Annotated in this window: 20 protein-coding genes and 2 tRNA genes; 6 read left to right on the top strand and 16 right to left on the bottom strand. The window is 43.9% G+C overall.

The features are described 5' to 3' along the window. Positions 1 to 133: 133 nt before the first annotated feature. Positions 134 to 2,170 (top strand): ATP-dependent DNA helicase RecG, encoded by a 2,037-nt coding sequence (recG, locus tag BHC51_RS01370; protein WP_100153200.1) that lies wholly within the window; start codon positions 134 to 136, stop codon positions 2,168 to 2,170. 160 nt (positions 2,171 to 2,330) lie between these two features. Here recG and BHC51_RS01365 read toward each other — a convergent pair. From BHC51_RS01365 to BHC51_RS01345, 5 genes are all read right to left on the bottom strand, one after another. Next, positions 2,331 to 2,405 (bottom strand) — tRNA-Glu (locus BHC51_RS01365). A 10-nt stretch (positions 2,406 to 2,415) separates the two neighbouring features. Next, positions 2,416 to 2,492 (bottom strand) — tRNA-Arg (locus BHC51_RS01360). Between the two features lie 156 nt (positions 2,493 to 2,648). Then, positions 2,649 to 3,989: a deoxyguanosinetriphosphate triphosphohydrolase gene (locus tag BHC51_RS01355; RefSeq protein WP_100100873.1), complete on the bottom strand. Its 1,341-nt coding sequence runs from the start codon at positions 3,987 to 3,989 to the stop codon at positions 2,649 to 2,651. A 169-nt stretch (positions 3,990 to 4,158) separates the two neighbouring features. Beyond that, positions 4,159 to 4,917 (bottom strand): hydroxyacylglutathione hydrolase, encoded by a 759-nt coding sequence (gloB, locus tag BHC51_RS01350; protein WP_100123674.1) that lies wholly within the window; start codon positions 4,915 to 4,917, stop codon positions 4,159 to 4,161. A 17-nt stretch (positions 4,918 to 4,934) separates the two neighbouring features. Next, complete coding sequence (locus BHC51_RS01345) at positions 4,935 to 5,471, bottom strand: NUDIX hydrolase (protein WP_100123673.1); 537 nt, start codon at positions 5,469 to 5,471, stop codon at positions 4,935 to 4,937. Between the two features lie 122 nt (positions 5,472 to 5,593). On the opposite strand from BHC51_RS01345, the gene crcB reads away from it, so the two are divergent. Further along, positions 5,594 to 5,980, top strand: coding sequence for a fluoride efflux transporter CrcB (gene crcB, locus BHC51_RS01340; protein ID WP_100123672.1), 387 nt, complete (start codon positions 5,594 to 5,596; stop codon positions 5,978 to 5,980). 19 nt (positions 5,981 to 5,999) lie between these two features. Here the strand turns inward: crcB and BHC51_RS01335 are convergent, their stop codons facing one another. Both BHC51_RS01335 and BHC51_RS01330 read right to left on the bottom strand, forming a co-directional pair. Next, a complete protein-coding gene (locus tag BHC51_RS01335) occupies positions 6,000 to 6,545 on the bottom strand; it encodes a GNAT family N-acetyltransferase (RefSeq protein WP_100100872.1) in 546 nt (181 codons plus the stop codon). A gap of 52 nt (positions 6,546 to 6,597) precedes the next feature. Further along, positions 6,598 to 8,226: an ABC-F family ATPase gene (locus tag BHC51_RS01330; protein WP_100153145.1), complete on the bottom strand. Its 1,629-nt coding sequence runs from the start codon at positions 8,224 to 8,226 to the stop codon at positions 6,598 to 6,600. Between the two features lie 145 nt (positions 8,227 to 8,371). Here BHC51_RS01330 and BHC51_RS01325 point away from each other — a divergent pair, with 145 nt between their 5' ends. After that, positions 8,372 to 9,598 (top strand): chloride channel protein, encoded by a 1,227-nt coding sequence (locus tag BHC51_RS01325; protein ID WP_100153144.1) that lies wholly within the window; start codon positions 8,372 to 8,374, stop codon positions 9,596 to 9,598. A gap of 23 nt (positions 9,599 to 9,621) precedes the next feature. Here the strand turns inward: BHC51_RS01325 and hemF are convergent, their stop codons facing one another. Further along, the gene (gene hemF / locus BHC51_RS01320; protein WP_100153143.1) at positions 9,622 to 10,548 is read right to left on the bottom strand and encodes an oxygen-dependent coproporphyrinogen oxidase; all 927 of its coding nucleotides are present in this window, start codon (positions 10,546 to 10,548) and stop codon (positions 9,622 to 9,624) included. Between the two features lie 242 nt (positions 10,549 to 10,790). On the opposite strand from hemF, the gene grxB reads away from it, so the two are divergent. Together grxB and BHC51_RS01310 are read left to right on the top strand one after the other, a co-directional pair. Further along, positions 10,791 to 11,438 carry a glutaredoxin 2 gene (gene grxB, locus BHC51_RS01315; RefSeq protein ID WP_100153142.1) on the top strand — a complete coding sequence of 216 codons (648 nt, stop codon included), beginning with the start codon at positions 10,791 to 10,793 and terminating at the stop codon, positions 11,436 to 11,438. A 279-nt stretch (positions 11,439 to 11,717) separates the two neighbouring features. Then, positions 11,718 to 13,430 (top strand): thiamine pyrophosphate-dependent enzyme, encoded by a 1,713-nt coding sequence (locus BHC51_RS01310; protein WP_100153141.1) that lies wholly within the window; start codon positions 11,718 to 11,720, stop codon positions 13,428 to 13,430. A gap of 243 nt (positions 13,431 to 13,673) precedes the next feature. Here BHC51_RS01310 and BHC51_RS01305 read toward each other — a convergent pair whose 3' ends face one another. Further along, complete coding sequence (locus BHC51_RS01305; protein ID WP_100153140.1) at positions 13,674 to 14,444, bottom strand: isocitrate lyase/PEP mutase family protein; 771 nt, start codon at positions 14,442 to 14,444, stop codon at positions 13,674 to 13,676. Positions 14,445 to 15,220: 776 nt separating this feature from the next. On the opposite strand from BHC51_RS01305, the gene BHC51_RS01300 reads away from it, so the two are divergent. Then, positions 15,221 to 16,099, top strand: a complete 879-nt coding sequence (locus BHC51_RS01300) for a S24 family peptidase (RefSeq protein WP_100100857.1) — start codon at positions 15,221 to 15,223, stop codon at positions 16,097 to 16,099. Between the two features lie 141 nt (positions 16,100 to 16,240). Here the strand turns inward: BHC51_RS01300 and BHC51_RS01295 are convergent, their stop codons facing one another. The 7 genes from BHC51_RS01295 to mgtA form a co-directional block, all read right to left on the bottom strand. Next, positions 16,241 to 18,244 (bottom strand): transglutaminase family protein, encoded by a 2,004-nt coding sequence (locus BHC51_RS01295; RefSeq protein ID WP_100153139.1) that lies wholly within the window; start codon positions 18,242 to 18,244, stop codon positions 16,241 to 16,243. Next, complete coding sequence (locus BHC51_RS01290) at positions 18,238 to 19,173, bottom strand: DUF58 domain-containing protein (protein ID WP_100100855.1); 936 nt, start codon at positions 19,171 to 19,173, stop codon at positions 18,238 to 18,240. Before BHC51_RS01290 ends, BHC51_RS01295 begins: the two co-directional genes overlap by 7 nt. Continuing rightward, on the bottom strand, positions 19,157 to 20,068 hold the full coding sequence (locus BHC51_RS01285; RefSeq protein WP_100100854.1) for an AAA family ATPase: 912 nt from the start codon (positions 20,066 to 20,068) through the stop codon (positions 19,157 to 19,159). Before BHC51_RS01285 ends, BHC51_RS01290 begins: the two co-directional genes overlap by 17 nt. A gap of 215 nt (positions 20,069 to 20,283) precedes the next feature. Further along, positions 20,284 to 20,787 (bottom strand): transcription elongation factor GreB, encoded by a 504-nt coding sequence (greB, locus tag BHC51_RS01280; protein ID WP_100153138.1) that lies wholly within the window; start codon positions 20,785 to 20,787, stop codon positions 20,284 to 20,286. 83 nt (positions 20,788 to 20,870) lie between these two features. Then, on the bottom strand, positions 20,871 to 23,141 hold the full coding sequence (locus BHC51_RS01275) for an NADP-dependent malic enzyme (RefSeq protein ID WP_100100852.1): 2,271 nt from the start codon (positions 23,139 to 23,141) through the stop codon (positions 20,871 to 20,873). Between the two features lie 305 nt (positions 23,142 to 23,446). Further along, a complete protein-coding gene (locus BHC51_RS01270) occupies positions 23,447 to 23,698 on the bottom strand; it encodes a helix-hairpin-helix domain-containing protein (RefSeq protein WP_100153137.1) in 252 nt (83 codons plus the stop codon). Positions 23,699 to 23,876: 178 nt separating this feature from the next. Next, positions 23,877 to 26,570, bottom strand: coding sequence for a magnesium-translocating P-type ATPase (gene mgtA, locus BHC51_RS01265; RefSeq protein ID WP_100153199.1), 2,694 nt, complete (start codon positions 26,568 to 26,570; stop codon positions 23,877 to 23,879). Positions 26,571 to 26,796 lie beyond the last annotated feature (226 nt).

Below are 26,796 nucleotides of genomic sequence, written 5' to 3'. Positions count from 1 at the left end.
TGGTAAACAAACTTGTTAAATAATCACCAGTCATTTATCCACCATCATTTGAGACAAAGCCTGCCAGAATAGCGATATGTGGTTAAACATGCTATGGTAGCAATATTGTATTATGTCTTTTAACTGTTTCACCATGTCTACTGCTGCTTTTCCTTTTCCAGTCAGTACAGGCACACTCGCCAAACTGGCCAAGCTCAATATCAGTAATATCTGGGATTTATCCCTGCATTTGCCTTTACGCTATGAGGATGAAACTCATATCACACCAATTGCTGATGCTCAGACAGGTGTACCAGTACAGATTGAAGCAACAGTAATCCATCAGCAAATACAATTTCGTCCACGCAAACAGTTAGTAGTACAAGTCAAAGATGTGTCCGGCCATGTTTTGTATCTGCGTTTTCTGCATTTTTACCCCAGCCAGCAAAAACAACTGGCAGAAGGCAATGTAATTCGTGCGCTAGGTGAAATCAGACATGGTTTTTTGGGTGATGAAATGGTACATCCCAAAATTCGTACTGATATCGACAAAGGATTAGCCGAAAGTCTGACACCAATCTACCCTACAGTTAATGGACTGAATCAACCCACTTTACACCGCCTGATTCAGGCTGCGCTCAAGCATCTGCCAGCCGACGATACCTTGCCAGCCGAACTATTACAACAATTGCAGTTACCGCCCTTTCTGGAAAGTCTGACTTTTCTGCATTCTCCTCCACCCGAGTACTCGGCGCGAGATTTGCATGATGGCACTTTACCCGCATGGCAGCGGCTGAAATTCGATGAATTGCTGGCACAGCAATTATCAATGCGGCTGGCACGCCAGCAACGTTTGAATGGTCATGCTACAGCTTTATGTGGTAACGGGCATATCAGCCAACCTTTACTGGCTAATCTGGGTTTCGCCTTAACCACGGCACAACACCGTGCCATTGCTGAAATTACTAAAGATTTGGCACAAAGTCATCCGATGCACCGTTTATTGCAGGGAGACGTGGGCAGTGGCAAAACCATTGTTTGTGCACTTGCTGCCGCAGCAGCAATGGAAGCGGGTTTTCAGGTAGCGGTAATGGCGCCCACAGAAATTCTGGCTGAACAGCATTACCTGAAATTCCAGCAATGGTTTGCGCCATTGGGAATCAGGATTGCCTGGCTTTCCGGCAGTGTGCGCAAAAAAGCCCGTGAAGAGGCCAAAAATGAACTGGCAAACGGTACGGTTCAACTGGCCGTTGGCACGCATGCGCTGTTTCAGGATGATGTGGCCTTTCATAATCTGGGGTTGGTTATTGTTGATGAACAACACCGCTTTGGTGTAGCCCAGCGTCTGGCCTTAAAGAATAAAGGAGATGATGTACATCAGTTAATGATGTCTGCCACACCGATACCGCGCACACTGGCAATGAGTTTTTTTGCTGATCTGGATGTTTCGGTAATTGATGAATTGCCGCCCGGACGCACGCCGGTAGTAACTCGTCTGGTGAACAGTGCGCGCCGGCATGAAGTGGAAAAACTGGTGAAGCATACTTGCGCTCAGGGGCGGCAGGTATATTGGGTATGCCCGTTAATTGAGGAGTCAGAAGTATTACAACTACAAACAGCTGTGGATACTGTTGCCCAATTACAGGCCGCCTTGCCGGAACTGACCATAGGCCTGATACATGGCCGTCTGAAACCTGCGGAAAAAGCGGCTGTAATGGCTGCATTTGTCGAAGGTAGTACGCAGGTATTAGTAGCAACTACCGTGATTGAGGTAGGGGTGGATGTACCCAATGCCAGCCTGATGGTTATTGAACATGCGGAGCGTATGGGACTGGCGCAATTACATCAGCTGCGCGGACGCGTGGGGCGTGGAGCAGCAGCCAGTCGCTGTGTATTGCTGTTTAGTGAACCGCTGGGCGACTTGGCTAAAGCACGCCTGAAAGTGATTTATGAAAATACTGATGGTTTTGAAATTGCTCGGCAAGATTTAAATATCCGTGGTCCGGGAGAATTTCTGGGGGCGCGCCAAAGCGGTGTGCCCATGCTGCGTTTTGCCAATCTGGAAGAAGATTTACCATTATTGGAAAAAGCACGTGATCTGGCACCTATACTGATTAGCCAGCAATCAGAAGTAGTCAATAAGCACTTGCAACGCTGGCTGTCACAACGTGCCGCTTATTTTGGGGTATAAATTTAGCCTGCTTGTACCCCAATACATTACGCAAGCTTATCCAGTTATGATGTTAATGAGTAGCGGTGTTGCGTTAAATACTTGCTAGATAGATACATCAAGAATGGTTTTAAAACAAAATAAAAAACCTGTTTGAAAAATCAAACAGGTTTTCAGAATCTGGCACGCCCACGGGGAATCGAACCCCGGTTACCGCCGTGAAAGGGCGATGTCCTAACCGCTAGACGATGGGCGCGTTGTCTTGATGGTGCACCCGGAGCGATTCGAACGCCCGACCCTCTGGTTCGTAGCCAGATACTCTATCCAACTGAGCTACGGGTGCATTGCTTTCGAACTCGTTTAAGAGTCACCGAAAATCAAGAAGCGCGATAATACGCAATAATCTGACATTTGGCAAGCAGAAAACTGCCATAAAAACAAAATAAATACATATCAATATGATTTATAATATAATTTAATAAACAAGTCAGGCGAAAATCTACAACATACCGATACCGGATACCTCACGAGCCAATTTTGCTGCGGTGTTATCAGTCATACCACCAACAAAATCCAAAACTTTCATATAAGCCAGATATAAACTATCCTCTTTGCTTAGTTTCTGCTCTTTTAATAATGACAAAGCTAGCTCCTGCCGTCTGCTTAATTTGTCGGTTTTAATGAAGGCATGCACAGCCGGTACCAGCAAACCTAGTATCGACCCGAGACAGGGAAAAGTAGCGATTTCAGTAATCAGCTTGCTCTGATGGTGAAATATGCGTGTCCGTGCCAGCTCCTTAGCTGCATTCAACGCTTCATTTACATCGGGACTGGCCAGTGCAAGTAAATCTTTGCCGCGAAAAGAGCCATTCAATAAATCACTGTGGTGTTTGATAAAAGTATGTGCAATATCATCTACTGCGCGGCCAATGGCAATCCCACGCAAACGGGCACAACGTTCCTGACTGGCATAAGAGTGCCATTCATATTCTTTATTGGTTAGTCTGGATAAGATTTGCTCTACTTCATCAACCTGTAACAAGCCCAGCTCAACAGCGTCCTCCAGATCCAATAAAGCGTAGCAAATATCATCAGCAGCTTCCATCAAATACGATAATGGATGTCGTACCCAGTGATTTTCACCCGACAGTGGCAGGCCAAGCTGCCGGGCAACGCACCGAATAAAAGGTAGCTCTGTCTGATAGATATTAAATTTACGCCGCCCCTGCTCAGCCGAACTTGTCCAAGGATATTTCAGCAAGGCACCGATAACTGCTGCGGTGAGCCGCATGCCGCCAGCGTTCTGATACATTTCCAGACTGGCTACCAGACGCAGACTATGTGCATTACCTTCATAGGTTTCAATATCATTGCGCTCAGTATTGCTCAATTCCCGCAAATAATGAGCGTGCTGCGGATCACGAAACCATTCTCGCAGTGCTTCTTCACCGGTATGCCCGAACGGCGGATTACCAAAATCATGCGCCAGACAGGCTACCTGTACTATCGCACCAATATCGGCAGCATGACTGCCCGGTGGTAGGAAATTACCGGCAGTCAGCATAACGCCGACACGATTGCCCAAGCTACGCCCGACGCTGGCCACCTCAACACTATGAGTGAGACGGTTGTGCGTGTGGTCATGCAAGGCAAACGGATGCACCTGCGTTTTACGTGCCAGACGACGAAAACCGCTGGAAAACACCACACGATCATAATCTATGTGAAAATCAGTACGTAAAGCCTCCGCGCCTTCTTCACTGGAAGAGGTCACGGTAGGCACGATACAGCCATTATCCGGTTTAAAACGTTGGGCACTTAATAATTGTGTCCAGTTCATACAGTATGGCAAAGTTGTTTTCATATTCAGACAGGTTGACAGGCTGAAAGCGCCATGAATCTTTTACTGGCCGATATCATCAATTGTTATCATTCAGCCCTGTTTCAACTCATATATTCCTTCGTTATTATACTGACTAAATGATAACATGCTGTAACTTATACTGTAATCAAAAACAGTTTTTCCATTCCCGCAAACAGGTAAATACTGCTAGCGGCTCAGCGGACTGCTGCTCAGACAATCCTTTCTGCACTACTGAAGCGATAACTTGTGGCTGGCTGGTACGCAAAAAAGGGTTGATATCACGTTCATGCGCCAGACTGACCGGTAATGTAGGTAATGTTACTGACTGCAATAATGCCTGCCTGATTGCCGGATTATCCGGTTCTACAGCCTGAGCAAATTTTAAATTAGCTGCCGTATATTCATGTGCCGGATAAAATAAGGTATCTGGTGGCAAGCTGTTTAAGCGCTGCAGGCTGGCAAACATTTGTGCCATAGTTCCGGTAAATACCCGCCCGCAACCGGCGCTAAACAGGGTATCACCACAAAATACCCGTTGCTGGCCAGTAGAATCAGCCAATATATATGCCAGATGATCAGCAGTATGACCGGGGATATGCCATACATCTACCCGTTGTCCAAAAGCTTCAAATTCACTGCCTTCATTTACTGCTCTGTTCACCTCAGACCACTCACCCCAACCAATAACCTCACACTGTGGATAGTGTTGCTTTAACGCTGCCACACCACCAGTATGGTCATGGTGTGCATGGGTAAGCCAGATAGCATTCAGGTTTAACGCCTGTGCAGTCAGATAATTCTTCACCACGGCCGCTTCACCCGGGTCTACCACTATTGCATGATTTTCCTGCCGCAAGAGCCAGATATAATTATCCGACAGGGCTGGTAATGGCACGATATGCATCACAGCTTACTCCTGTTTTAGCAATACAATAGCCAGTACTGCAAGGCAATCAGCGTTTTACCGTCATGAATCTGGTTATTGGCCAATGCCGTACGCACTTCATCCCGGCTTAACAATACTGGTTCAAGAATTTCATCCTCATCTGCGGCCAGCGCACTATTGGGCTGCACATTTTCCGCCAGATAAAGATACATTTTTTCATCACCGAAACCGGGCACAGTATAGAAAGTATGAATAAGTTTAACCTCTGCTGCGGTATAAGGAGTCTCTTCCGCCAGCTCCCGCAAGGCAGCATCAGCCGGATCCTCATTTTTGCCATCCAGCTTGCCCGCCGGAATTTCCAGCAATGCCTCTCCCACTGGGTAGCGCCATTGCCTTACCAGTACTACTTTCTGTTCAGCAGTTACCGCCAGTACTGCTGCCGCACCCGGATGCTGTACCACCACCCGCTGTGCCTGATTTCCATTAGGCAGGCTGACAGTATCTTCTAAAACATTTAAAAACGAACCACGATAAACTTCTTTGCTGGTAATTTTAGTTTCGGTCAGATTCATATTGATACGTTCCATTTATAGTTAAAACGCTAGCGTAGTCACTTCAGCAGCACATGGCAATATGATCTACTCTGTTTTAGCGTAAAATAAATAACCCTGTACCCGTGCTTTCAGCATATTCTATGTATTTATCTTTATTTGCCATTGCCAGCGGAGCTGCGCTGGGTGCCATTTTACGCTGGCTGCTAAGTATCAGCCTGAATCCACTTTATTCTGGCTTGCCATATGGCACATTAATAGCCAACTGGACAGGAGCCTATCTGATTGGCCTGTCCAGCGGTCTGTTTATGCATTTTGTGAATATTGCACCCGAATGGCGCTTGTTTGTGATTACCGGTTTTCTTGGCGGGCTAACTACTTTTTCAACTTTTTCGCTCGAATCAGTACAACTACTCCAGTCACAACGCTATACTTTAGCAATAACCCATATATTGTTACACACTGGTGGTTCTTTACTGCTCACCATACTGGGTTTACTAAGCGTACACTGGTGGCTGAAAATCACATGAAGCAGCATCGTGCAGCCTGTCAGCCATCCACCGGCTGTGCCGGAGTTTCCAGAATTAGCTGATACAGCGCTGCATCCAGCCAGTGACCGAACTTAAAACCAATCTGCGGCAAAGTGCCTACATGCTTGAAACCAAGCTGCTCATGCAGGGCTATGCTGCTACTATTGGCTGCATCAATTACTCCCATTAACACATGCATATCAGTCTGCTTTGCGCGAGCAATCAGTTCCTGCATTAGCATGCGTGCCAGCCCCTGCCGCCGGCAGTCATTGCGAACATACACACTATGCTCCACGGTGTATTTATTGGCTGGATAATCTCTGAATGCGCCCCAAGAAGCAAAGGCCAGCAGTTCTCCATGCTCGTTTACCGCACCAATTACTGGCCAGTTGCGCGCGCGCTTAACTGCAAACCAGCCTTGCATGAATGACAGTGATCGTGGTTCATAATCATACAAGGCAGTAGAAGTAGCAATGGTATCGTTAAAAAGCGCCAGAATGGCTGCGGCATGTTCTTTTTCCGTACAGTCCACCAGCTTTACCACTTCATTTTTACCTATACTCATTATTTTCTCCCATATAAAAAACTGCCTGTAAATACAGGCAGTCAGCATAAAATTAAACCAGACCTTTTTTGGCCAGATAGCCTTCGTAATCACCCAGATAATACTCAAAGCAGCCTTCACCATCTAGCTCAATAATTTGCGTAGCCAAACTGGAGACAAACTGACGGTCATGAGAGACAAATATCAGCGTACCCGGAAATTTTTCCAGAGCCATATTTAACGCTTCAATGCTTTCCATGTCCATGTGGTTAGTGGGTTCATCCATCACCAGCACATTCGGTTCCTGCAAAATCAGCTTGCCATACAGCATACGGCCTTTTTCTCCACCAGAAAGTACCTGTACCTGTTTACCCACTTCATTACTGCCAAAAAGCAACCGCCCGAGAGTTCCGCGAATCACCTGCTCATCATCGCCTTCTTTACCCCACTGGCGCATCCACTCAGTCAAGGTCATCGATACATCAAAATCGTTCTCGTGGTCTTGCGGATAATAGCCTACCTGCGCTTTTTCCGCCCATCTAACCGTACCGGTGTCTGCCTTGATACCTTCGTTACACGCTTCATCGTACGCGCCGGCCAGTAATTTCAGCAACGTGGATTTACCGGCACCATTCGGGCCGATAATGGCCAGCCGTTCACCAGCATCCAGCATCAGATTCAGCTTTTTAAACAGTTGCCGGTCAAAACGTTTGGATAAATCTTGTACCTCCAACGCCTGTCGGTGTAATTTTTTCTTGTCATCAAAGTTAAAGCGGATAAACGGGCTCTGACGGCTTGATGGCTTCACTTCTACCATATCTGCCTTGATCTTATCTGCCAGCTTGGCACGGCTGGTTGCCTGACGTGCCTTGGATTTATTGGCAGAAAAACGTGCCACAAATTCCTGTAATTCCTGCAATTTCTCTTTGGCTTTAGCATTATCCTTCAGAGTACGCTCACGTGCCTGAGTTGAAGCCAGCATATAATCGTCATAATTCCCCGGATACAGCGTAATGCCGCCATAATCCACATCCGCCATATAAGTGCATACTTCATTCAGAAAGTGGCGGTCATGTGAAATAATAATCATGGTAGATTCATAGCTGTTCAATACCCCTTCCAGCCAGCGAATAGTATTGATATCCAGATTATTGGTAGGTTCATCCAGCAACAGCACATCCGGTTTGGAAAACAATGCCTGTGCCAGCAGCACACGCAGTTTAAAGCCGGGTGCCACTTCACTCATACTGGCATTATGCAGATGCTCATCAATACCTACACCTGCAAGTAATTCGGCAGCACGTGCCTCAGCCGTATAACCATCATATTCAGCAAATTTAGCTTCCAGATCAGCCGCGCGCATATAATCATCTTCAGTGGCTTCCGGGTTGGCATAGATAGCATCACGCTCAGTCATGGCGGCCCACATTTCCGTATGCCCCATCAATACCACATCCAGCACTCGCATATCTTCATATGCAAACTGATCCTGCCGCAGCTTACCCAGCCGCAAGCCCTGATCGATGGCCACCTCACCGCTGGTGGGTTCCAGATCACCGCCCAGAATTTTCATAAAAGTTGATTTACCTGAACCGTTGGCACCAATCAAACCATAACGATGGCCGCCACCGAACTTCACCGACACATTTTCAAACAATGGCTTAGCGCCAAACTGCATCGTAATATTATTGGTACTGATCACAGGAATGATTCCTTTAAAATTCTGACAAAATAGTCTAATTCTAGCACAGGAAAATGCCAAAATTCGGCAAACCGCGTACTGTCGTTTACAATGTAGTTATTTAAAGTGTAAAAATACTTTTTATCTACTATAAATTCATATGGATATGGTCAGATTAAGTCCAAAACTGATAGCCTTATTATTACTATGTGGCGCCATTGCTGGTATAGCAGGCATATCCCTTATCGGCCTACTGCACGTGATTCAGCAAACAGTTTATGGAATTTCCCGCATTGATGGTATTACCTTTCGCAACATAGTTGAACAAACCAGTCCAACACATCGGCTGCTGGCTTTGAGTAGCTGTGGTGTAGTTGCCGGTATAGGCTGGTTCTTACTGCACCGTTATGCACCCAAACTGATTGATATTAAACAAGCAATCGGTAACAGTACCATACCGATACCAATAAGCACCACCCTGATTCATGGCCTGCTCCAGATACTTACCGTAGGCATGGGCTCCCCTCTCGGACGCGAAACGGCACCACGTGAAATCAGTTCAGCACTGGCTGATTACATTGGCCGGCGCTTACATATCAGCAGCGAGGAACGAAAAATTCTGCTGGCCTGTAGTGCTGCCGCCGGTCTGGCTGCGGTTTTTGATGTGCCACTGGCTGGTGCCATGTTTGCACTGGAAACACTACTATTTAGTTTCCAGCGTAATCATGTTATCGCTGCATTAATTTGCTGTACCACTGCTGCATGGGTTGGTCGCTTAGGACTAGGTGGTATGACAGCTTACCAAATACCCGCATTTACTCTAAACAACCCGCTGTTAATTTGGGCGCTGTTGATTGGTCCGGTGATCGTCGCCAGCTCATGGCTATTACAACGCCAACTGGCTTGCTGTAAACCATCTACCCGTAGCAGCCCCAGACTAATTATTATCAGCATTGCTGCATTTATATTAATTGGTATCATGGCCGGGTGGTTACCAGAAATACTGGGCAACGGCAAAGCCGGTAACGAACTGTTATTTAATGACAACATTGGCTGGCATTATGCACTGGCACTGCTAATCGGCAAATGGTTTGCACTGTTGCTGGCAACCCGTGGCGGCGCTTATGGTGGATTTATCACCCCCTCAATGATGCTCGGTGGGCTTATCGCGTTATTGGCAGCCTCAGCATGGAACAGCATACTGCCACCAGTTCCCGTTATTGCTGCAGTAGTGATTGGCGCCACCGTTTTTCTGGCCATACAGCAAAAAATGCCTCTAACCGCTATATTATTTGTACTGGAAATAACCAACATCACTCCAGACATTATCATGCCCATAAGCCTGTGTCTGCTTACTGCATTACCCTGTCAGCAGGTCTTAAACAAACAGTAAAATAAAGTCAATCTGCCATCTATCTAAGCAGGACAGCTTTCAGCTTCTGCCAGCCAGTCATGTTTGCGCAAATATTCCTTCAGCCGGGCCTCTGCGGAACCTGCCACCGGTTCATACTGGTATTCAAAGCGTGCTAAAGGCGGCATTGACATCAGAATCGACTCAGTGCGCCCACCGGAATGCAAACCAAACTGCGTACCGCGGTCATATAACAGATTAAATTCAATATAGCGTCCGCGCCGGTACAACTGAAACTGGCGCTCCCGCTCCCCGTACGCCATATCTTTACGTCGTGCCACAATAGGTAAATATGCCTGTAAATAGGCAGCACTTACTGCCCGAACAAAAGCAAAACACTGAGCAAAATCCCAACGATTTAAATCATCAAAAAACAAACCACCCACACCACGTTGCTCCTGCCGATGTGGCAGATAAAAATAACGATCGCACCATTCTTTAAACTCGGAATATATCGTTGCACCAAAGGGCAGACATGCCTCACGTGCCACTTGGTGCCAATGCACCACATCATCAGCAAATGGATAAAATGGGGTCAGATCAAAGCCTCCGCCAAACCACCAAACCGGTCTGGTATGTTCAGGATAGGCCACAAATAAACGCATATTAGCATGGCTGGTAGGTACATATGGATTACACGGATGTGCTACCAGCGATACCCCCATAGCTTCATACGGAGCACCGGCCAGATACTGGCGTTCACGCGTTGCTGAAGCTGGCATTTCTTTTCCCGTAACATGGGAAAAATTTACTCCTGCCTGCTCAAACACCGCCCCTTGTTTCAGCACCATACTGCATCCACTACCCAGCCGGCTAGACCATTCATCTACTGCAAACCCCGCCGCACCGTCTTCCTGCGCCAGAGCCTCGGCTAAACCTGACTGTAAGTTTTTAAAAAAATCTAAAACCTGATTAAAAGCATCACTACTCATGAAAAAACCGTGAACCATAATTACTTAATATATGTATAATATTAAGTAATTCTTATTAAAAGAAAACTTACAAAACTAGATTTTTTTAAAATCAAAAATTCTGTGTAAAGAGAAGTATTTTACTGTACATTTATCAGCAGCAAGTTAACAGTAAACTATTAAAAATCGCTCAATGCCAAAGATAGCATAACCAAAACTCACCTAACTTATGCACCCACCATATTGAAGACAAGGAAACCTAAATGCAACTTTATCTCTACGATCATTGTCCCTACTGCGTACGTGCGCGGATGATATTCGGTAAAAAAATGGTACCGGTAGAAAATATTTATCTGCTCAACGATGATGAAGACACCCCCAATAAGCTGATCGGCAAAAAAATGGTACCAATTCTGGTGAAAGATGATGGCAGCGCTATGGGTGAAAGTCTGGATCTTGTGCACTACATCGACCAGCTTACAGGCGGTGCTCCACTAAATACCATAATTCGTCCGGAAATTGAAGGCTGGATAAAAATTACTGATACCTATCGTAATTTCCTTACCCTACCACGCTGTATCAGCATTAAGCTGCCAGAATTTGCGACACAAAGTGCCATAGATTATTTTATTAGCAAAAAAACCGCCATTTTCGGCGATTTTCAACAGCATTTGCGTAATAGCCAAATCTACATCGACCGCCTGAATGCCGATTTGATTGCTCTTTCCCCACTGATTCTCAGTGATCGCGGTGTTAATGGTACTTTCAGTATGGAAGATATCCTATTATTTCCATTACTACGCAATCTGACTATGGTTAAAGGTGTTGAATGGACAGCACCAGTACTCGACTACATAAACAGCATTAGCCGCATTACCCAAATTCCCTTGTTTGATGACCGTACCATCTAATATCTCATTATCTGCAAATGGCAGCCTGTACACTGTACCGGCTGCCATTTTCTATAACAATAAAATTCAAGTAGAAATATTGATACAAAATGATTATTACCCTCATTCTGGTATTGAGAATTACACACTACTACAATACATTAAATATTTATAAATTATTAACATAATATTTAAATTTACTGTTTATATAAAAAATATCCAAGATAACTAAATGATTATAAAGTAAACTGTTTATTCATTTTCCCATTAATAAATAATTAATCTTAGAGGAAATACATCATGTCTAAAACCAAAACCGTTTCAGAAATACTGATTGATGTACTGACACAAGCAGGAGTAAGCAACTGTTATGGCATCATCGGTGATACCCTGAATTTTGTTGGCAAAGCCATCGAAAAGAGCAGCATTAACTGGGTGCATACCCGTCATGAAGAAGCTGCTGCATTTGCTGCCGGTGCTGAGGCCATGATTACCAATAAACTCACTGCATGTGCCGGTTCGTGCGGACCAGGCAGCCTGCATCTGATTAACGGGCTGTACGAATCCAATCGCAACAATGCTCCAGTAATTGTAATTGCCAGCCAACTGGCCGCCTCATCAATAGGTACTGGCTTTCCTCAGGAAGTAGATTTCCTCAAAGTTTATCAGGACACCAGCGTATTCTGTCAGATGGTTAACCAGCCACAGGAAGCACAGCGCATCTTCACTCAGGCAGCTCAGGCTGCAATTAATAAGCGTGGCGTAGCCGTTGTTATCCTGCCCAGCGACATCAGCAAAATGGAAGTAGTCGAACAACCAATAAAAATCTGGCATCCCCAGCCAGTTACCCGCCCGAATGATAATGAAATCGAAGAACTGGTCAAAGCCATCAATCAGGGTAATAAAATCACCATTTATGCCGGTTATGGTAGTAAAGATGCGCATGACGAAGTAATTGCCTTGGCTGAAAAACTTAAGGCTCCTGTTGTACACACATCCCGCGCCAAGGACAGTATTGCCTGGGAAAACCCCTATCAGATAGGCATGACCGGCATGTTTGGTACTAAAGCCGGTTATGAAGCAGTCAAAAACTGCGATACCCTGTTATTACTTGGGTGCAGTTTTGCATGGACAGAATACTATCCTGAAAATGCCAATATAATTCAGATTGACCACGAGGCTACCCAATTAGGTTTGCGTCATCCAATCAGTCTGGGGCTGGTGGGCGATGTTAAAACCACCCTGCAAACCATTTTACCTAAAATTCAGCCACGTAACGACAGCAGTTTTCTGGATCACCATACCGCTTTATTTACCAAAATCATGACTAAGTATAAAGCCAATGCCACGCCAGACGACAAACATCCAATTCATCCGCAACAACTGATTGAACTGATAGATAAATATGCCGACGACGATGCCCTGATTACCGCTGACGTGGGTACACCCATGTTGTGGGGTGCACGTTACCTTAGCATGAATGGTAAACGACGTTTTCTTACCAGTCTTAAACATGGCACCATGTCCAATGGTATGCCTCAGGCTTATGGATTTCAGAAAGCTTTCCCGCACCGACAGGTAATTTCTTTATCGGGTGATGGCGGTCTGGCCATGCTGATGGGCGACCTGCTTACCGCCAAACAGGAGAATCTGCCGATTAAAATAGTTGTTTTCAACAATAGTTCCCTTAATTTTGTTGAACAGGAACAAAAAGGCGAAGGACTGGTGGAAGTATTTGTTGACCTGAAAAACGGCGATTTTAAAACCATTGCCGAAGGCTGTGGCTTCAATGCCCAGAGTGTCAGCAAATCTTCCGAACTGGAAGCAGCAGTACAAACCTTTCTGGCACACAAAGGACCGGCTCTGCTAGATGTAGTAATCAGTGACAAAGAACTGATTATGCCACCAGCAATCAGCTATGAAAATGTGAAAAACATGGTTTGGTATGGCTCCAAAGCCATATTTGTGGGCAAAGGCAAAGACGTTATCGACATGATAAAGAATAATATCTGAACTTACTGAACACAGGCTCACCGCTCAGATTCAAGCATAGCAGTGGGCCTTATTTATGGCTGCAAGTCTGAAAATGCCACTACATAACACCCATATCAATACCAGCTTCTCTGGCACACATACTTAATTCGGCCGCCGCTTACACTGGTATTTATCAATATAAAGAAATGAAAGAATATTAATTTCAAATAGGCTGGCATTGATATACTGGGATTCTAAATACCAAATTAAGCCATATTCAAATTAGCATTTGCTATCACTGAAAATAGCATTAAAAGATTGATTGTCCATAACCTTACTAAGCTTATGTTTAAACATGGCAGACATATTAGAAAATAAACAATCTCCCATGCTGATCCTTTTAACCCCCAATTCTTGGAGCTTTTCAAAACCAGGTAGATCAGGCATAGCCATAATATTAATAGGTAACCGAGATTTATCTACAAGAAACTTGATATCCGCTTCGTGCGATAAACAGGGGATAAAAATTCCATCAGCGCCAGCTTGTGTATACAGTTCAATGCGTTTTTGGGTTTCATCCAGCTTATCTGGAACATTTAATACATAAGTATCAGTTCGGATATTAAGAAAAATATTTAGATTAGCTTCATTAAGTTTGCTTTTAACCTCATGAATAATATTAGCGAAGCTTTTACCATCAACCAGGATTCGTTCCTCGTTCACAATACTATCCTCTAGATTAATTCCTGCAATACCATATATTGCCAGCTCCTTAATATTATTGACTATTTTAGTTGGTATTCTGCTATACCCTGCCTCCATATCAACTGAAAGAGGTAAAGACGTATTATCAGCAATTCTTTGTATAACATAACAAAGCTCCTTAAATTGTATTTTCTCTCCATCTTCATAGCCAAGCATACAAGCAATCGCAGCACTGGAAGTGCCAATAGCCTGAAAGCCTAGTTTTTCAGCTATCTTCGCACTGTTTACATCCCAAACATTACATAGTATTAAAGGATAAGAATTTTTATGTAATTCATTAAATGTCATAATAAAACCTCAGAAGTTATTAATGACATTAATAATAGAATTAATAAATTGAATACGACAACCTAAGAATTGACAAGTATTTTTTATTTTGAGCACCAATCACATACAGCATTCATTATTAAACATAATGTACTATAAAATAAATAAAACTACTGAAACTTTCAAACTAGCGGCGATTTGCATCAAAGTCATTTTCAATATCATTCAAAAACAAAAAAATATTCCAAATACATTATTTTAACCATATAAATATTACAGCATTAAATAATTAATTTCAGATACAAAAGTATCTCAAGCTATTCTGAATTATTCATCTGCCTGAGTAGCCGGCAATCAGCCTCAAGTATAAAAAGATAAATACTTCATTTTTAACAACACCCAACTTAAATTCAATAATCATTAAAATCATACAGTTAATTATTTACACTAATTAATCCTTTTCAATCAAAATAATTTAAAGTACTGTTATTTCTTAACCTTTATTCAACATGAATAAAGGTTATCTGTCAGCAGTGTTTTCGAACAGTCAGGCAATTTTGACAATGTGGGAAAACTTCTGACTCTAAGATTAATATGATCATTCAACGCTGTAATAAACTATCCAGCCATTGATATAGAATCAATAGTTGGGTAGTTTTCGCTTTACCATGTTTATATTTAGATGCTGCAATGTCAGTCTGAAAATAATCAGACATTTGAAACTTTTGACCTTTTATCTAGGTAATTTTATAATAAACTAAAGTAAAGTAAAGAAATTGCAAAGGAGGTATATAAAAATGCCGGCAAAAGTGGCATTTACAGAGGCTAAAAAATTATACGAATCAAAATTTCCAAATAATAAACTGATTAAGTTCGAATCAGCATCAAGACCTTGTTCTATATTATGTTACAAACATGGCTTGGTAGAAGATTTAGGTTTCAGGAATTTAAGGCTCTCCAAATTTGGTTGTCCTAAATGTGCACGGGATCACCGTAGGCGGGGTGTTGACGCTAAAATTAAGCAGTATTTAGATATCAATTCCAGTGAAAGTTTAAATCAGATTAAGAAATTTAGTGATACCGTACCTCGCAGAACAGATAAAACCAGACGAAGCAAGTCCTGCACCTTAGCAGAATCTCCGCTGGAGTGTAGTAGTAAAGGATCTACTGCTAAACACGCTTTAAATAACAAAGCGCGTACTGAGCAACTTTCTTCATCTCATGTACAGCCTGTATTCGATGATAAGCTAGAAGACTTACCAAAAAGCAACTTTGCTCTAGTACCGTATCATAGCGATGTAAAAGTTGCTGCCGGATTAGGGCGTTTTAATAATACTCTTGCAACCTTGCCTATCCCTTTAAGTCTGCCTGAACTACAAAAATTAGGCGTTCAACCTAATAACATTATTTGTTGTCGGATTATTGATGATAGCATGGATCCAATACTACAAGATGGTGCTTTAGTAGGGATTGATACGGCGGAAACTGAGATTCGTAGTGGGAAAATTTATGCGTTTATTGACCATAATGGTTGGTCGCATATAAGAATTTTAATTAAGACGGACGATTCCCGTATAAAAATTCATAGTTACAATTATTCTTATGAAACAGAGATAGTTACCCCTGAATCAATTCATGTTATTGGTCGTTTGTTCTGGGCTGCCTCAATATTTTAGGTTAATTGTAATCAAGTACGTCATCTTATGCATTACAAATATTCAAAATATTGACCAATGTTTCAGGCTTGACAGGATTTATCCATCTACTTAGCTACCAAGTAGAGTTCATCTAAAAACATATAGATACAGCTCTAATTATCACGATAACCGGCGAACAGCCTGTTTTACTTTCCGATACCATGCACGTTGATGCTGTTTGTCCGGCATACCGGCAACTCCATACTGCCAATCAATATATTGAGCTAATAAAGCAGCCAAATTATCATTAAGTAAACCATGCTCAGCCAAAATAGCTTGTAGTTCCAGCGGTCCGATGGCAGACAGCTCCAACTGCTCTGCGTCTATAACAGCCTGTTTGAGCAAATTGATACCATCGGTCAATGGCTGCACCTGCACACTTCCCTGCTTTCTCAGCCAGATAATCAATGGCAGTGCTGTAATCATAATCGCAATCGCAATTATCATTAACAATACAGATTTGGGTATATCTTTTAACTTAAGCCAGCTCAATATCGAATTCTGGCTACTGGTGTCATAGTTCAACACCCATTGCTGCCAATAAAACTGCCCTTTATCCAAATATTTCTGTAATAACGGATAAGATGAAGACAAACCATCTCGCTGTGCTGCTGGCAGAGCATTCTCAACTCCACTTTCCACCCGCACTGAAGAAATTGCACCGGTCGGGTCTACACGCTGCCATTTACCTTTTTCTGCTATCCAGATTTCTGTCCAAGCATGCGCATCTTTGCTGCGAATCTGCCAGAATTTCCCATCAGGATGATATTCACCCCCCTGATAGCCAATCACTATTCGTGCAGGAACCCCTATCGCGCGTGCCAGCCATACAGTAGCATCTGCATAATCTTCACAAAAACCCTCCCGGCCACTGAATAAAAAATAATCCGTTTTATTCAAAGTTTCCATATTGCGTTTTGGTGTGAGTGTATATTGAAATCCACCATTACGAAAATAGGCCATTATATGGCGGATAAATTCCTCACTGCTGCCGGATTCTCTAGCCATTTTTTGCGCCAGCCGACGGGTTTCAGGATTAAGTCCGGCCGGTAGCTGGGTATAGTAATTCAGCAAACCCTGATCCATTTGCTGGCGCAAATCCGGTGTTAGCTGAGAATACAAATGCACCCGGCGCAAGCCTTCCCGACTTTTGTTCACTCGCACCACATTTCCCACCCGCCGAGTTAAATCCGGCTTATTGTCTGCCAACGGCTGATCCAGTGCCGGTATACGCCCATGATCATCCTGAATAATCAGTTGATAGCCTACCATTCTGCTATTCGGCTGCTGAGCTAAAACGGCTCTGTGTGGCAACTGCAAAGTATCTTCATCTGTATATTGCTCTTTTACAGCATGCCATTGCCCACCCTGATTATCACCCATCACCATCACACGCCAATACAGATCGGCATTACGGGGAATAACATCGTTATCAAAAGTAACATTAAACGCCAGTGCATTACTCAGAATCAGGTTACTAACACTGCCAGAAACGAGCGTATCTGATAATCCGGTTACAGCAGACTGCTGTGGCTGCGGCACACCCCATAACGGCATATCCTTGCGCGGCACCACTACAAACAAAATCACTGCCAGAGGAAAAGACAGCATCAAAATCAGCGCACCCTGACGAACAGCAGCTCCCGGATTGATACCGGCCAGTAAACCTAATGAAGAAATCAAGCAGAATAATGCCACAATCAGCCACGGCGCCATCAGCATACTTTGATTAAACAGCAGACCGCCACCCATTAAAATTAACTGTGCCAGTAACAGTATCTGCCAGTCGCGCAAGGTTTCGCCTTCAAAAGCCTTGAGCACAATCATTAACATCAGCAGCGAAACACTGGCATCGCGGCCGATAATTGTTCCAATACGGAAATACACCCATACAGCAGTAGCCAACAACAATATCACCAATGCCCACAGCGGCAGTTTTTTAACATTGGTGAAAAGCAAGGCCACACGCACAATTAACAGCACGACAAATGCAGCACCCACGCTCAGTGGCAAATCAAATAATAGAGGTAAAGCTACCCAAACCAGCATCAGCAATAAAATAAACTGAGTACGTACCGGAGGAGATTTGCGTAAAAAAACCGGATCAGCGAGCCACATTACCATCTACCCAAAGCATTCAAACATTGTGTTCGTTGTGCAGTAGCGGCCTCAAAGCGTTGCCGCGGTAATTCCAGAATATATTTTTCCCCACTGGCATCTGCTGCCAGAACACGATAACACATCATACTGGCCATTTTTTCCAGACTGGTGCCCTGCGGATAATCATGATAAGAAATCAGCAATGGCTGTACCTCTGCACTGCCTTGCTCAAAATACTTGTCCAGTAAATCACCTGTCTTGGCATAATGCTTCCATGCAATCTGCCGCGGTGAAGTAGTATTCTGATGTGGCAACAGATATGCTGGATCCTGACCACTTAAGCTGATTTGTGTACTCTGCTTATCATCACTGGTTCTGGCTGCTGGGATATTGTGTTCGACAGGCTCAGGAAAAATCACAATTTCATCAGTAAATTCCCAATGAGTTTTAATCATCAGCAACCCAAACGGAGCCATACTGGCACCAGCCAGTATCAGCGTTGGCAAAAGTCCGCGCCGCTGTGGTGGCAGTGTCCAGACAAAGTCAGTATTTTCCGGCGTGATCGTCCATAGCTGCCAGTCACTGGCCGTACCAGTTATTTCCTGTGCGGTTTGCAGCCACAACCAGCGCGTACGTTTACAGCTATCACAGACTCGTAAAGTCAGCACACAATCTTTACCGGCAAAATATTCCTGCTGCGGCACAATTGTCAGTACCAGTCCGGTAAGCTGACGAATACCGGCAAGCGCACCGAACAGTAATATGCCCAATAGCCAGAACACCAGCGCATAGGCTACATTTACCTGATAATTAACTGCCATGATCCACAACAGAATACAGGCAATAGCCAGCCCCCAGCCCATGCGCGTTAAATTGATACGCACATTATGGGCACGCAAAGCAGTATGCCCATCAATAGGAGTTGGAGCAGGCACCTCAAACCACTGCAACATAGTCCAGCATCTCGGTGAGCAGCGTACTACTTCTGGATTGGCTTTGTAATGGTTGCAAGCGGTGCGCAGCTACTGCCACCCATACCGCTTTCACATCTTCCGGCACCACATGTTCCCGTCCCTGCACCCAAGCGTAAGCTTTGGCTGCCTGCACAACAGCCAGTCCGGCACGCGGACTCAGGCCAACAGCAAACGTACCCGGTGTACGTGTGGCTGCTACCAGACGGTAAACATAATCTGCCGCTGCTGCTGATAAATTGACCTTAGCAACTTCCGCCTGCCACTGCTGCAATATCTGCCCGTTGCATACAGCTTTCAGGCGCGGTACAAACTGGCGACGCCCGCCTGAAAGATAGAGCTGCTTTTCTTCTTTTTCTGCCGGATAACCAATACTCAGACACATCATAAACCGATCCAGCTGCGATTCCGGTAAAGGATAAGTACCCAGTTGTTCAGTCGGATTCTGGGTAGCAACTACCAGAAACGGCTTGGGTAAAGCATAAGTTTTACCATCAATAGATACTTGCCCCTCTTCCATAGCTTCCAGTAAAGCTGATTGCAGCTTAGGTGAAGCACGGTTAATTTCATCTGCCAGTAAAAAAGAATTAAAAACCGGTCCCGGATGAAAAATAAATTCACTGGTTTTCGGCTGAAAAACACTCACACCTAGCAAATCCGCCGGCAGCATATCGTTAGTAAACTGAACGCGCTGGTAGTTTAATCCCAACACCGCCGCCAATGCGTGAGCAAGTGTAGTTTTGCCAACGCCGGGCACATCTTCAAGCAGAACATGTCCGCGCGCCAGCACACAGGTAACAATCTGTATCAATATTTGTTGCTTACCCAGAATCAGAGCATTGAGCTGTTTGAAAATTGGTTCAAGTTTTGCATTCATGTTCTAACACATTTGTAATAAAAAAATCCGGCAGTATCATAAAATATTACCACCCCGTGATAACAATTAATAATAAGCCCTGCAATACTTATACTAAATACTAATACTAAAATTATATTAATAATTCATGTCTTAAAATGCATTATTTCAGAATTATATGCAATGTAAAGCAAAATTACTAACTAGATTTAACATTATGCACGATTAAGAGCAGATTAATCAATGCGTATATATTCTACTGCCAGTATTTCAATATTTTCCACACCATCAGGGCCATATAAACGTACTTCATCACCTTCATGAGCTTTCAGTAACGTATGCGCCAGCGGTGATACCCAAGAAATCTTATTACGGGCAGTATCAATTTCATCTGTACCAACAATACGCACAGTCTGCTCCTGCCCGTTTCCGCGCAGAATGGTTACTGTTGCACTAAAAAACACCTGATCACTGGCTTCGCGCGCCTCCGGATCAATTACTTGTGCAGCTTCCAGCCTTTTGGTCAGAAAACGAATCCTGCGATCAATTTCACGCAACCTGCGCTTACCATACAGGTAATCACCATTTTCGCTACGGTCGCCATTACCAGCAGCCCAATTTACCACATTCACTACTTCCGGACGCTCCTTATGAACCAGATGATATAGTTCATCCTGTAGAGCCTGATGACCAGTAGGAGTAATGTAATTGGGTGCAGTCTGAGAGGGCACATTAGACATAGCCTGAGTCTCCATGATTGATACAAAAGCAGGCTGTCTGAAAATTACAGACAGCCTGCTTGATTTTACAACAAACTCAGCAATTATTTACGCTGTGCATCCACCGCAGCCAAAGCTACCATATTCACAATACGGCGTACGGAAGCCATTGGAGTAACAATGTGTACAGATTCATTCATACCCATCAGAATCGGTCCAATCGTTACGCCATTAGAAGAAGTACGCAGCAGATTGTAGCTGATATTAGCAGCCTCAACATTTGGCATTACCAGCAGATTAGCTGCCCCCTTCAGTTCACAGTCTGGCATCAGTTTCTGACGCAGTTTTTCGTCCAGAGCCAGATCACCCTGCATTTCACCATCAATATTTAGTTCAGGATCGGCTTCTTTAATCAAAGCCAATGCCTGCTGCATTTTACTGCTGCTCGGCTGGTTTAGTGAACCAAAGTTGGAATTAGACAACAAAGCTACTTTAGGTTCAATACCGAAACGTTTCATCTCATTAACACACATCAGCGTGTTGGCAGCAACCTGCTCGGCAGTAGGTTCTGGATTAACATAAGTATCAGCAATGAACATATTACCTGACGTCATAATCAATGCATTCATTGCACAGGCGTTTTTCTCAGGATTATTGTAGCCGATAACTTCTTCCAGAATATTGAAATGATCGTGGAAACGGCCTACTGTACCACACAACAAAGCATCAGCACTGCCCATGTGTACCATCATAGCGCCAATCAAAGTAGAGCTGCTAATCATGCGGCGGCGTGCCATTTCCTCGGTAACACCATGGCGTTTACGCAACTGATAATAAGCCTGCCAGTATTCACGGTAACGCGGGTCATCCTGATTATTAACCACTTCAAAATCTTTGCCGGGCTGAATAGTCAGACCCAGAGCTTTTGAACGTGCTTCAATTACTGCCGGCCGGCCAATAAGAATCGGGAAAGCCAGTTTTTGGTTAACAATGTGCTGGGTAGCATGCAGAACACGCTCATCTTCACCTTCACATAACACCACACGTTTAAGCTCTTTCTTAGCCTGAGAAAAAACCGGTTTCATAAACAGGCTAGATTTATAGACAAACTGACTCAGTTTTTCTACATAAGCATCCATGTCATCAATCGGACGGGTAGCCACACCAGAATCCATAGCCGCTTTAGCTACAGCAGGTGCCACCACAGCAATCAGACGAGGATCAAATGGCTTCGGAATCAGGTATTCACGTCCAAAAGACAGCTCGGCATTACCATAAGCAGCAGATACTTCATCGCTCAGTTCGGCTTTAGCCAGTTCTGCAATCGCATGCACACAGGCCAGCTTCATCTGTTCATTAATGGTGGTTGCACCTACATCCAGCGCACCACGGAAAATAAATGGGAAGCACAATACATTGTTTACCTGATTCGGGAAATCAGAACGGCCTGTACCGATTACAGCATCTGGTCGGGCTGCCTTGGCTTCCGGCGGCCAGATTTCAGGAGTCGGATTAGCCATGGCCAGAATAATCGGGTCTTTAGCCATGGTTTTGAGCATATCTACACTCAATACATTCGGACCAGATAAGCCCAGGAAAATATCTTTACCATGAACAGCATCAGCAAGCTGGCGCTGACCATTATCCGCAATGGCAAACAGTTTTTTCGATTCCACCATGTTTTCTTCACGATTCTGATAAATCACACCTTTAGAATCGCACACAGTGATATTTTCACGTTTCATGCCCAGCGCAACCAGTAGCTCCAGACAGGCAATAGCCGCTGCACCCGCGCCCGAACATACCAGCTTAACCTGACTAATATCTTTACCAACCACTTCAAGACCATTTTTAACTGCGGCGGCTGTAATAATTGCCGTGCCATGCTGGTCATCGTGGAATACTGGAATATTGCAGCGCTCGCGCAGCTTTTTCTCAATATAGAAACATTCAGGTGCTTTAATGTCCTCAAGATTAATACCGCCAAATGTCGGTTCCAGTGAAGCAATAATATCTACTAACTTATCTGGATCAGTTTCATTAATCTCAATATCGAATACATCAATACCGCCAAATTTTTTGAACAGTACCCCTTTGCCTTCCATTACCGGCTTACCGGCCAGAGCACCAATATTGCCCAGCCCCAGTACCGCCGTACCGTTTGAAATGACAGCAACCAGATTGCCGCGTGCGGTGTATCTATATGCATTCAGAGGATCACGGTGAATTTCCATACATGGTGCAGCTACACCCGGTGAATAAGCCAGTGACAAATCATATTGAGTAGCCAGCGGCTTAGTTGGCGTAATCTGTATTTTACCGGGACGGGGTTCTTCGTGAAAATGTAATGCTGCTTCTTTGATTAATTCATCCATATCTGTTCTCAGTCTTAGGTTTTCAACACCAATAAGCTATTCTTGAAAGAGCACGCTATAAAATTATTTTTATCCGAGCAATCTAGTAAACATAGCCAAGATAATAGTGATTCATATTATAGCGTTATTTAACAAAATCATGCACCGCTTTATTATCAGTATAATCAACCATCATCAATTGTAAATACATAACTCACCCCAGCTCACCAACATTCAGAAAGATAATTATTTCTCAATTCTCAAAATGCATATTCCTGTTTTTGCCATCAAGTTAGCCAGAATTAACCAAAATCATTTATTTTAATTTATTCATCAGCTTTTAATACTGATTTTTGTGCAAAATCTACCGCCATACTGATGGCAGCCTTGGCTTGAGGGCTATTTTTCCAGCAATTGCTGCCAACTAAACTGGCTGCCTGCTCAGTGATATCCTGCGGATTTGCCTGTGCCAGTTTTGCCAATGAATCAATACCCATTTGCTCCAAACGCAGAATGACTTTTTCCCCAATCCCTTTTACCGTTAGCAAAGCTGCTTTTTCAGTTGCATTAAATGCCATTTTTATCTCTATCGCTTTACTGATAAAAAATATAAATATATATAAAATCAGTACATATTAAACAAATTGGCAGAATATCACCAAATTAAACGCATCACAATCTGCCTCATATTTGCCCTGATAAATGGCCACAAAAAAAGAGCGAGTAGCCAACTCGCTCTTTTTTACTATTTAATGCCTAAAACCATTGTCCGAAGCGGCGAATGTACCAGCGTTTAACTATCTGAGTCACCACACAGTAACAGCCCAGAGTGAGTACCAACCACGGGAAATATTGCCATGGTAGCGTAGTCAAACCAATCCAACTGCTAATCGGAGAAAATGGAATATAAATTCCGATAGCCATAATTAACCCAGTCATCAACAATACCGGCAAAGCTGCTGTACTTTGTACAAACGGAATTTTGCGCGTACGCAACATATGTACCACCAATGTTTGTGACAGCAATCCTTCCACAAACCAGCCAGAGTGAAACAGATTCTGCACTTCTGGCGCATTAGCATGAAATACAAACCACATCAGCGCAAAGGTACTGATATCAAAGATAGAAGAAATCGGGCCAATAAACAACATAAAGCGGCTAATATTGGAAACATCCCATTTGCGTGGTTTACGCAAAAATTCCTCATCCATCTTGTCCCATGGCAGGGATAGCTGGGAAAAATCATACAGCAGATTCTGAATCAGCAACTGAATCGCCAACATAGGCAAAAAAGGCAAAAATGCACTGGCAAACAATACTGAAAATACATTGCCAAAATTAGAACTGGCAGTCATATTCAGGTATTTAATAATATTACCAAAAGTCTCGCGCCCTTTAATTACCCCCTCTTCAAGCACCATCAAGCTTTTTTCCAACAGAATAATATCGGCAGATTCTTTCGCAATATCAGTAGCCGTATCCACAGAGATACCAACATCAGCATCACGCAATGCCGGCGCATCATTAATACCATCACCCAGAAAACCAACAGTATGCCCATTCTCCTGTAACAGACGAATAATGCGTGATTTCTGTAACGGTGTTAACTTAGCAAAAACAGTATGTTGCTCCAATAAAGGCTTCAGTGCTTCATCACTCAGTCCCTCAATATCATTACCCAGCAAAGGCTGGCCGGCTTCAATACCCACCTCATGGCAGATTTTGCGTGTCACAATAGCATTGTCACCGGTCAACACCTTCACTGCCACACCATTTTCACTCAAGGCTGCAATGGCTTGGGCTGCACTGTCTTTTGGCGGATCAAGAAAAGTCAGAAAACCAAATAAAGTCAGTTCAGTTTCATCAGCCACCGCATACTGTGATTTTTGTGCATTCGGACTAATATACTTTTTACCAATCGCCAGTACGCGGAAGCCTTCCTTATTATAACTTTCAGCCAATGCCAGCAATTGCTCACGCCGTGCAGCATCCAGTGGCAGATATTGCCCCTGTTCATACACATAGCTGGAAATTGACAACATTTCTTCCACAGCACCTTTACAAATCAGCACATGGCACTGTTCCTCATCCCGCAACACCACGGATAAACGCCGGCGTACAAAATCAAACGGCAATTCATCTATCTTACGATAGCCACCATCATTAATAACAGCACTGTTTTCCGGTTCCTGAGCAAAGCGTACAATCGCCTTGTCCATCAGATTTTTCATACCGCTCTGGTAAGAACTGTTCAACCATGCCAACTGCAAAACTTCGCTATCATTGTGGCCATTGATGTCAGTGTAATGTTCCAGAATAATTTTGTCCTGCGTTAAAGTACCAGTTTTATCGGTACACAACACATCCATCGAACCAAAATTCTGGATAGCACTCAGACGTTTCACCACCACCTTACGCCGCGCCATTGCCATAGCACCCTTAGCCAGATTGGCACTTACAATCATTGGCAGCATTTCCGGTGTCAGTCCTACAGCCACAGCCAAAGCAAACAGAGCTGCATCACCCCAATCACCCTTAGTAAAACCATTGATCAGCAACACCACCGGCACCAGCACCAGCATAAAGCGAATCAGCAGATGACTCACACTGTTCACACCACGGTCAAAAGCAGTCTGGCTGCGTGTACCCACAATCGATTTTGCCAGCGAACCAAAATAAGTATCGCTGCCAGTAGCCACCACCACCGCTTTAGCCGTACCACTTACAATATTGGTACCCATAAAGCAGATATTTTCTGCATCCAGAGGATTGGCCGATAATGGCTGCTGCTGTTCAGCAGCAACAATTCCATTCAGATCAACAGTATCTGATTTTTCTACTGGAATGGATTCACCAGTCAGTACCGCCTGACTAATAAACAAATCGCGTGATTCAATCAGGCGCACATCGGCCGGAACCATATCCCCGGCAGACAGCAAAATAATATCGCCCGGTACCACTTCCTTAATCGGCACTTCAAGCTGTTTGGCGCTGATATCATGATGGCTGCGGCGCAACACTGTAGCAGTGGTGCTGATCATTGATTTTAGTGCCTGAGCGGCCTTATTAGAACGATATTCCTGCCAGAAACTGAGTAAACCACTGAGCAGAACCATTACCAGAATAATAACAATTCCACTCACACTGGTTTCCTCACCATTGTGCAAGGGAATCAGATAATCGGTAAAAACGCTTACGCAGGCCAGTGCCAGCAAGACAAAAATAAAGGGATTTTTAAACGCCAGCAATAATTGCAGCCACGCAGAAGGTGCTTTATCGTGCACCACATCATTGCTGCCAAAACTGGCCAGCCGTTCTTTAACATCATGTTCAGTCAGACCACTCAGACTAGTCTGTAAATTGGACAGTGTACCATCAAGACTATTGCGTGATTCCAGCACAGCCTTAATTACTACTGGTTGAGAAATGATTTTTTTTAATTTTTTCATAAACAGTACCTCACCGACCATGCTGTTTCCCGGTCGGCAGATACTGTTAACCCGGAAACATCAACGGCCTAGTTGCAGTTGTAGTATCAATAAAATAAACGGTCGACTCGAATCTTCTTCCATTGTTTTATTCCCGGTTAAATAATCAGAAACTTAAAGCATCGCATTAAGTTCACCTAATACTGAAAACATAGTTTTACCGCCTTCATCTCTATAGCGTAAAAAT

Origin of the sequence: Snodgrassella alvi (assembly GCF_002777745.1) — a bacterium.
Classification (GTDB): domain Bacteria; phylum Pseudomonadota; class Gammaproteobacteria; order Burkholderiales; family Neisseriaceae; genus Snodgrassella; species Snodgrassella alvi_D.
This window is presented reverse-complemented; position numbering and strand designations above follow the sequence as displayed.

What these genes read in the sequence shown, in the direction of transcription:
- recG (WP_100153200.1), top strand. Translation starts at nt 134, where the DNA reads ATGTCTACTGCTGCTTTTCCTTTTCCAGTCAGTACAGGCACACTCGCC.
- BHC51_RS01355 (WP_100100873.1), bottom strand. Translation starts at nt 3,989, where the DNA reads ATGAACTGGACACAATTATTAAGTGCCCAACGTTTTAAACCGGATAAT.
- gloB (WP_100123674.1), bottom strand. Translation starts at nt 4,917, where the DNA reads ATGCATATCGTGCCATTACCAGCCCTGTCGGATAATTATATCTGGCTC.
- BHC51_RS01345 (WP_100123673.1), bottom strand. Translation starts at nt 5,471, where the DNA reads ATGAATCTGACCGAAACTAAAATTACCAGCAAAGAAGTTTATCGTGGT.
- crcB (WP_100123672.1), top strand. Translation starts at nt 5,594, where the DNA reads ATGTATTTATCTTTATTTGCCATTGCCAGCGGAGCTGCGCTGGGTGCC.
- BHC51_RS01335 (WP_100100872.1), bottom strand. Translation starts at nt 6,545, where the DNA reads ATGAGTATAGGTAAAAATGAAGTGGTAAAGCTGGTGGACTGTACGGAA.
- BHC51_RS01325 (WP_100153144.1), top strand. Translation starts at nt 8,372, where the DNA reads ATGGTCAGATTAAGTCCAAAACTGATAGCCTTATTATTACTATGTGGC.
- hemF (WP_100153143.1), bottom strand. Translation starts at nt 10,548, where the DNA reads ATGAGTAGTGATGCTTTTAATCAGGTTTTAGATTTTTTTAAAAACTTA.
- grxB (WP_100153142.1), top strand. Translation starts at nt 10,791, where the DNA reads ATGCAACTTTATCTCTACGATCATTGTCCCTACTGCGTACGTGCGCGG.
- BHC51_RS01310 (WP_100153141.1), top strand. Translation starts at nt 11,718, where the DNA reads ATGTCTAAAACCAAAACCGTTTCAGAAATACTGATTGATGTACTGACA.
- BHC51_RS01305 (WP_100153140.1), bottom strand. Translation starts at nt 14,444, where the DNA reads ATGACATTTAATGAATTACATAAAAATTCTTATCCTTTAATACTATGT.
- BHC51_RS01300 (WP_100100857.1), top strand. Translation starts at nt 15,221, where the DNA reads ATGCCGGCAAAAGTGGCATTTACAGAGGCTAAAAAATTATACGAATCA.
- BHC51_RS01295 (WP_100153139.1), bottom strand. Translation starts at nt 18,244, where the DNA reads ATGGTAATGTGGCTCGCTGATCCGGTTTTTTTACGCAAATCTCCTCCG.
- BHC51_RS01290 (WP_100100855.1), bottom strand. Translation starts at nt 19,173, where the DNA reads ATGTTGCAGTGGTTTGAGGTGCCTGCTCCAACTCCTATTGATGGGCAT.
- BHC51_RS01285 (WP_100100854.1), bottom strand. Translation starts at nt 20,068, where the DNA reads ATGAATGCAAAACTTGAACCAATTTTCAAACAGCTCAATGCTCTGATT.
- greB (WP_100153138.1), bottom strand. Translation starts at nt 20,787, where the DNA reads ATGTCTAATGTGCCCTCTCAGACTGCACCCAATTACATTACTCCTACT.
- BHC51_RS01275 (WP_100100852.1), bottom strand. Translation starts at nt 23,141, where the DNA reads ATGGATGAATTAATCAAAGAAGCAGCATTACATTTTCACGAAGAACCC.
- BHC51_RS01270 (WP_100153137.1), bottom strand. Translation starts at nt 23,698, where the DNA reads ATGGCATTTAATGCAACTGAAAAAGCAGCTTTGCTAACGGTAAAAGGG.
- mgtA (WP_100153199.1), bottom strand. Translation starts at nt 26,570, where the DNA reads ATGAAAAAATTAAAAAAAATCATTTCTCAACCAGTAGTAATTAAGGCT.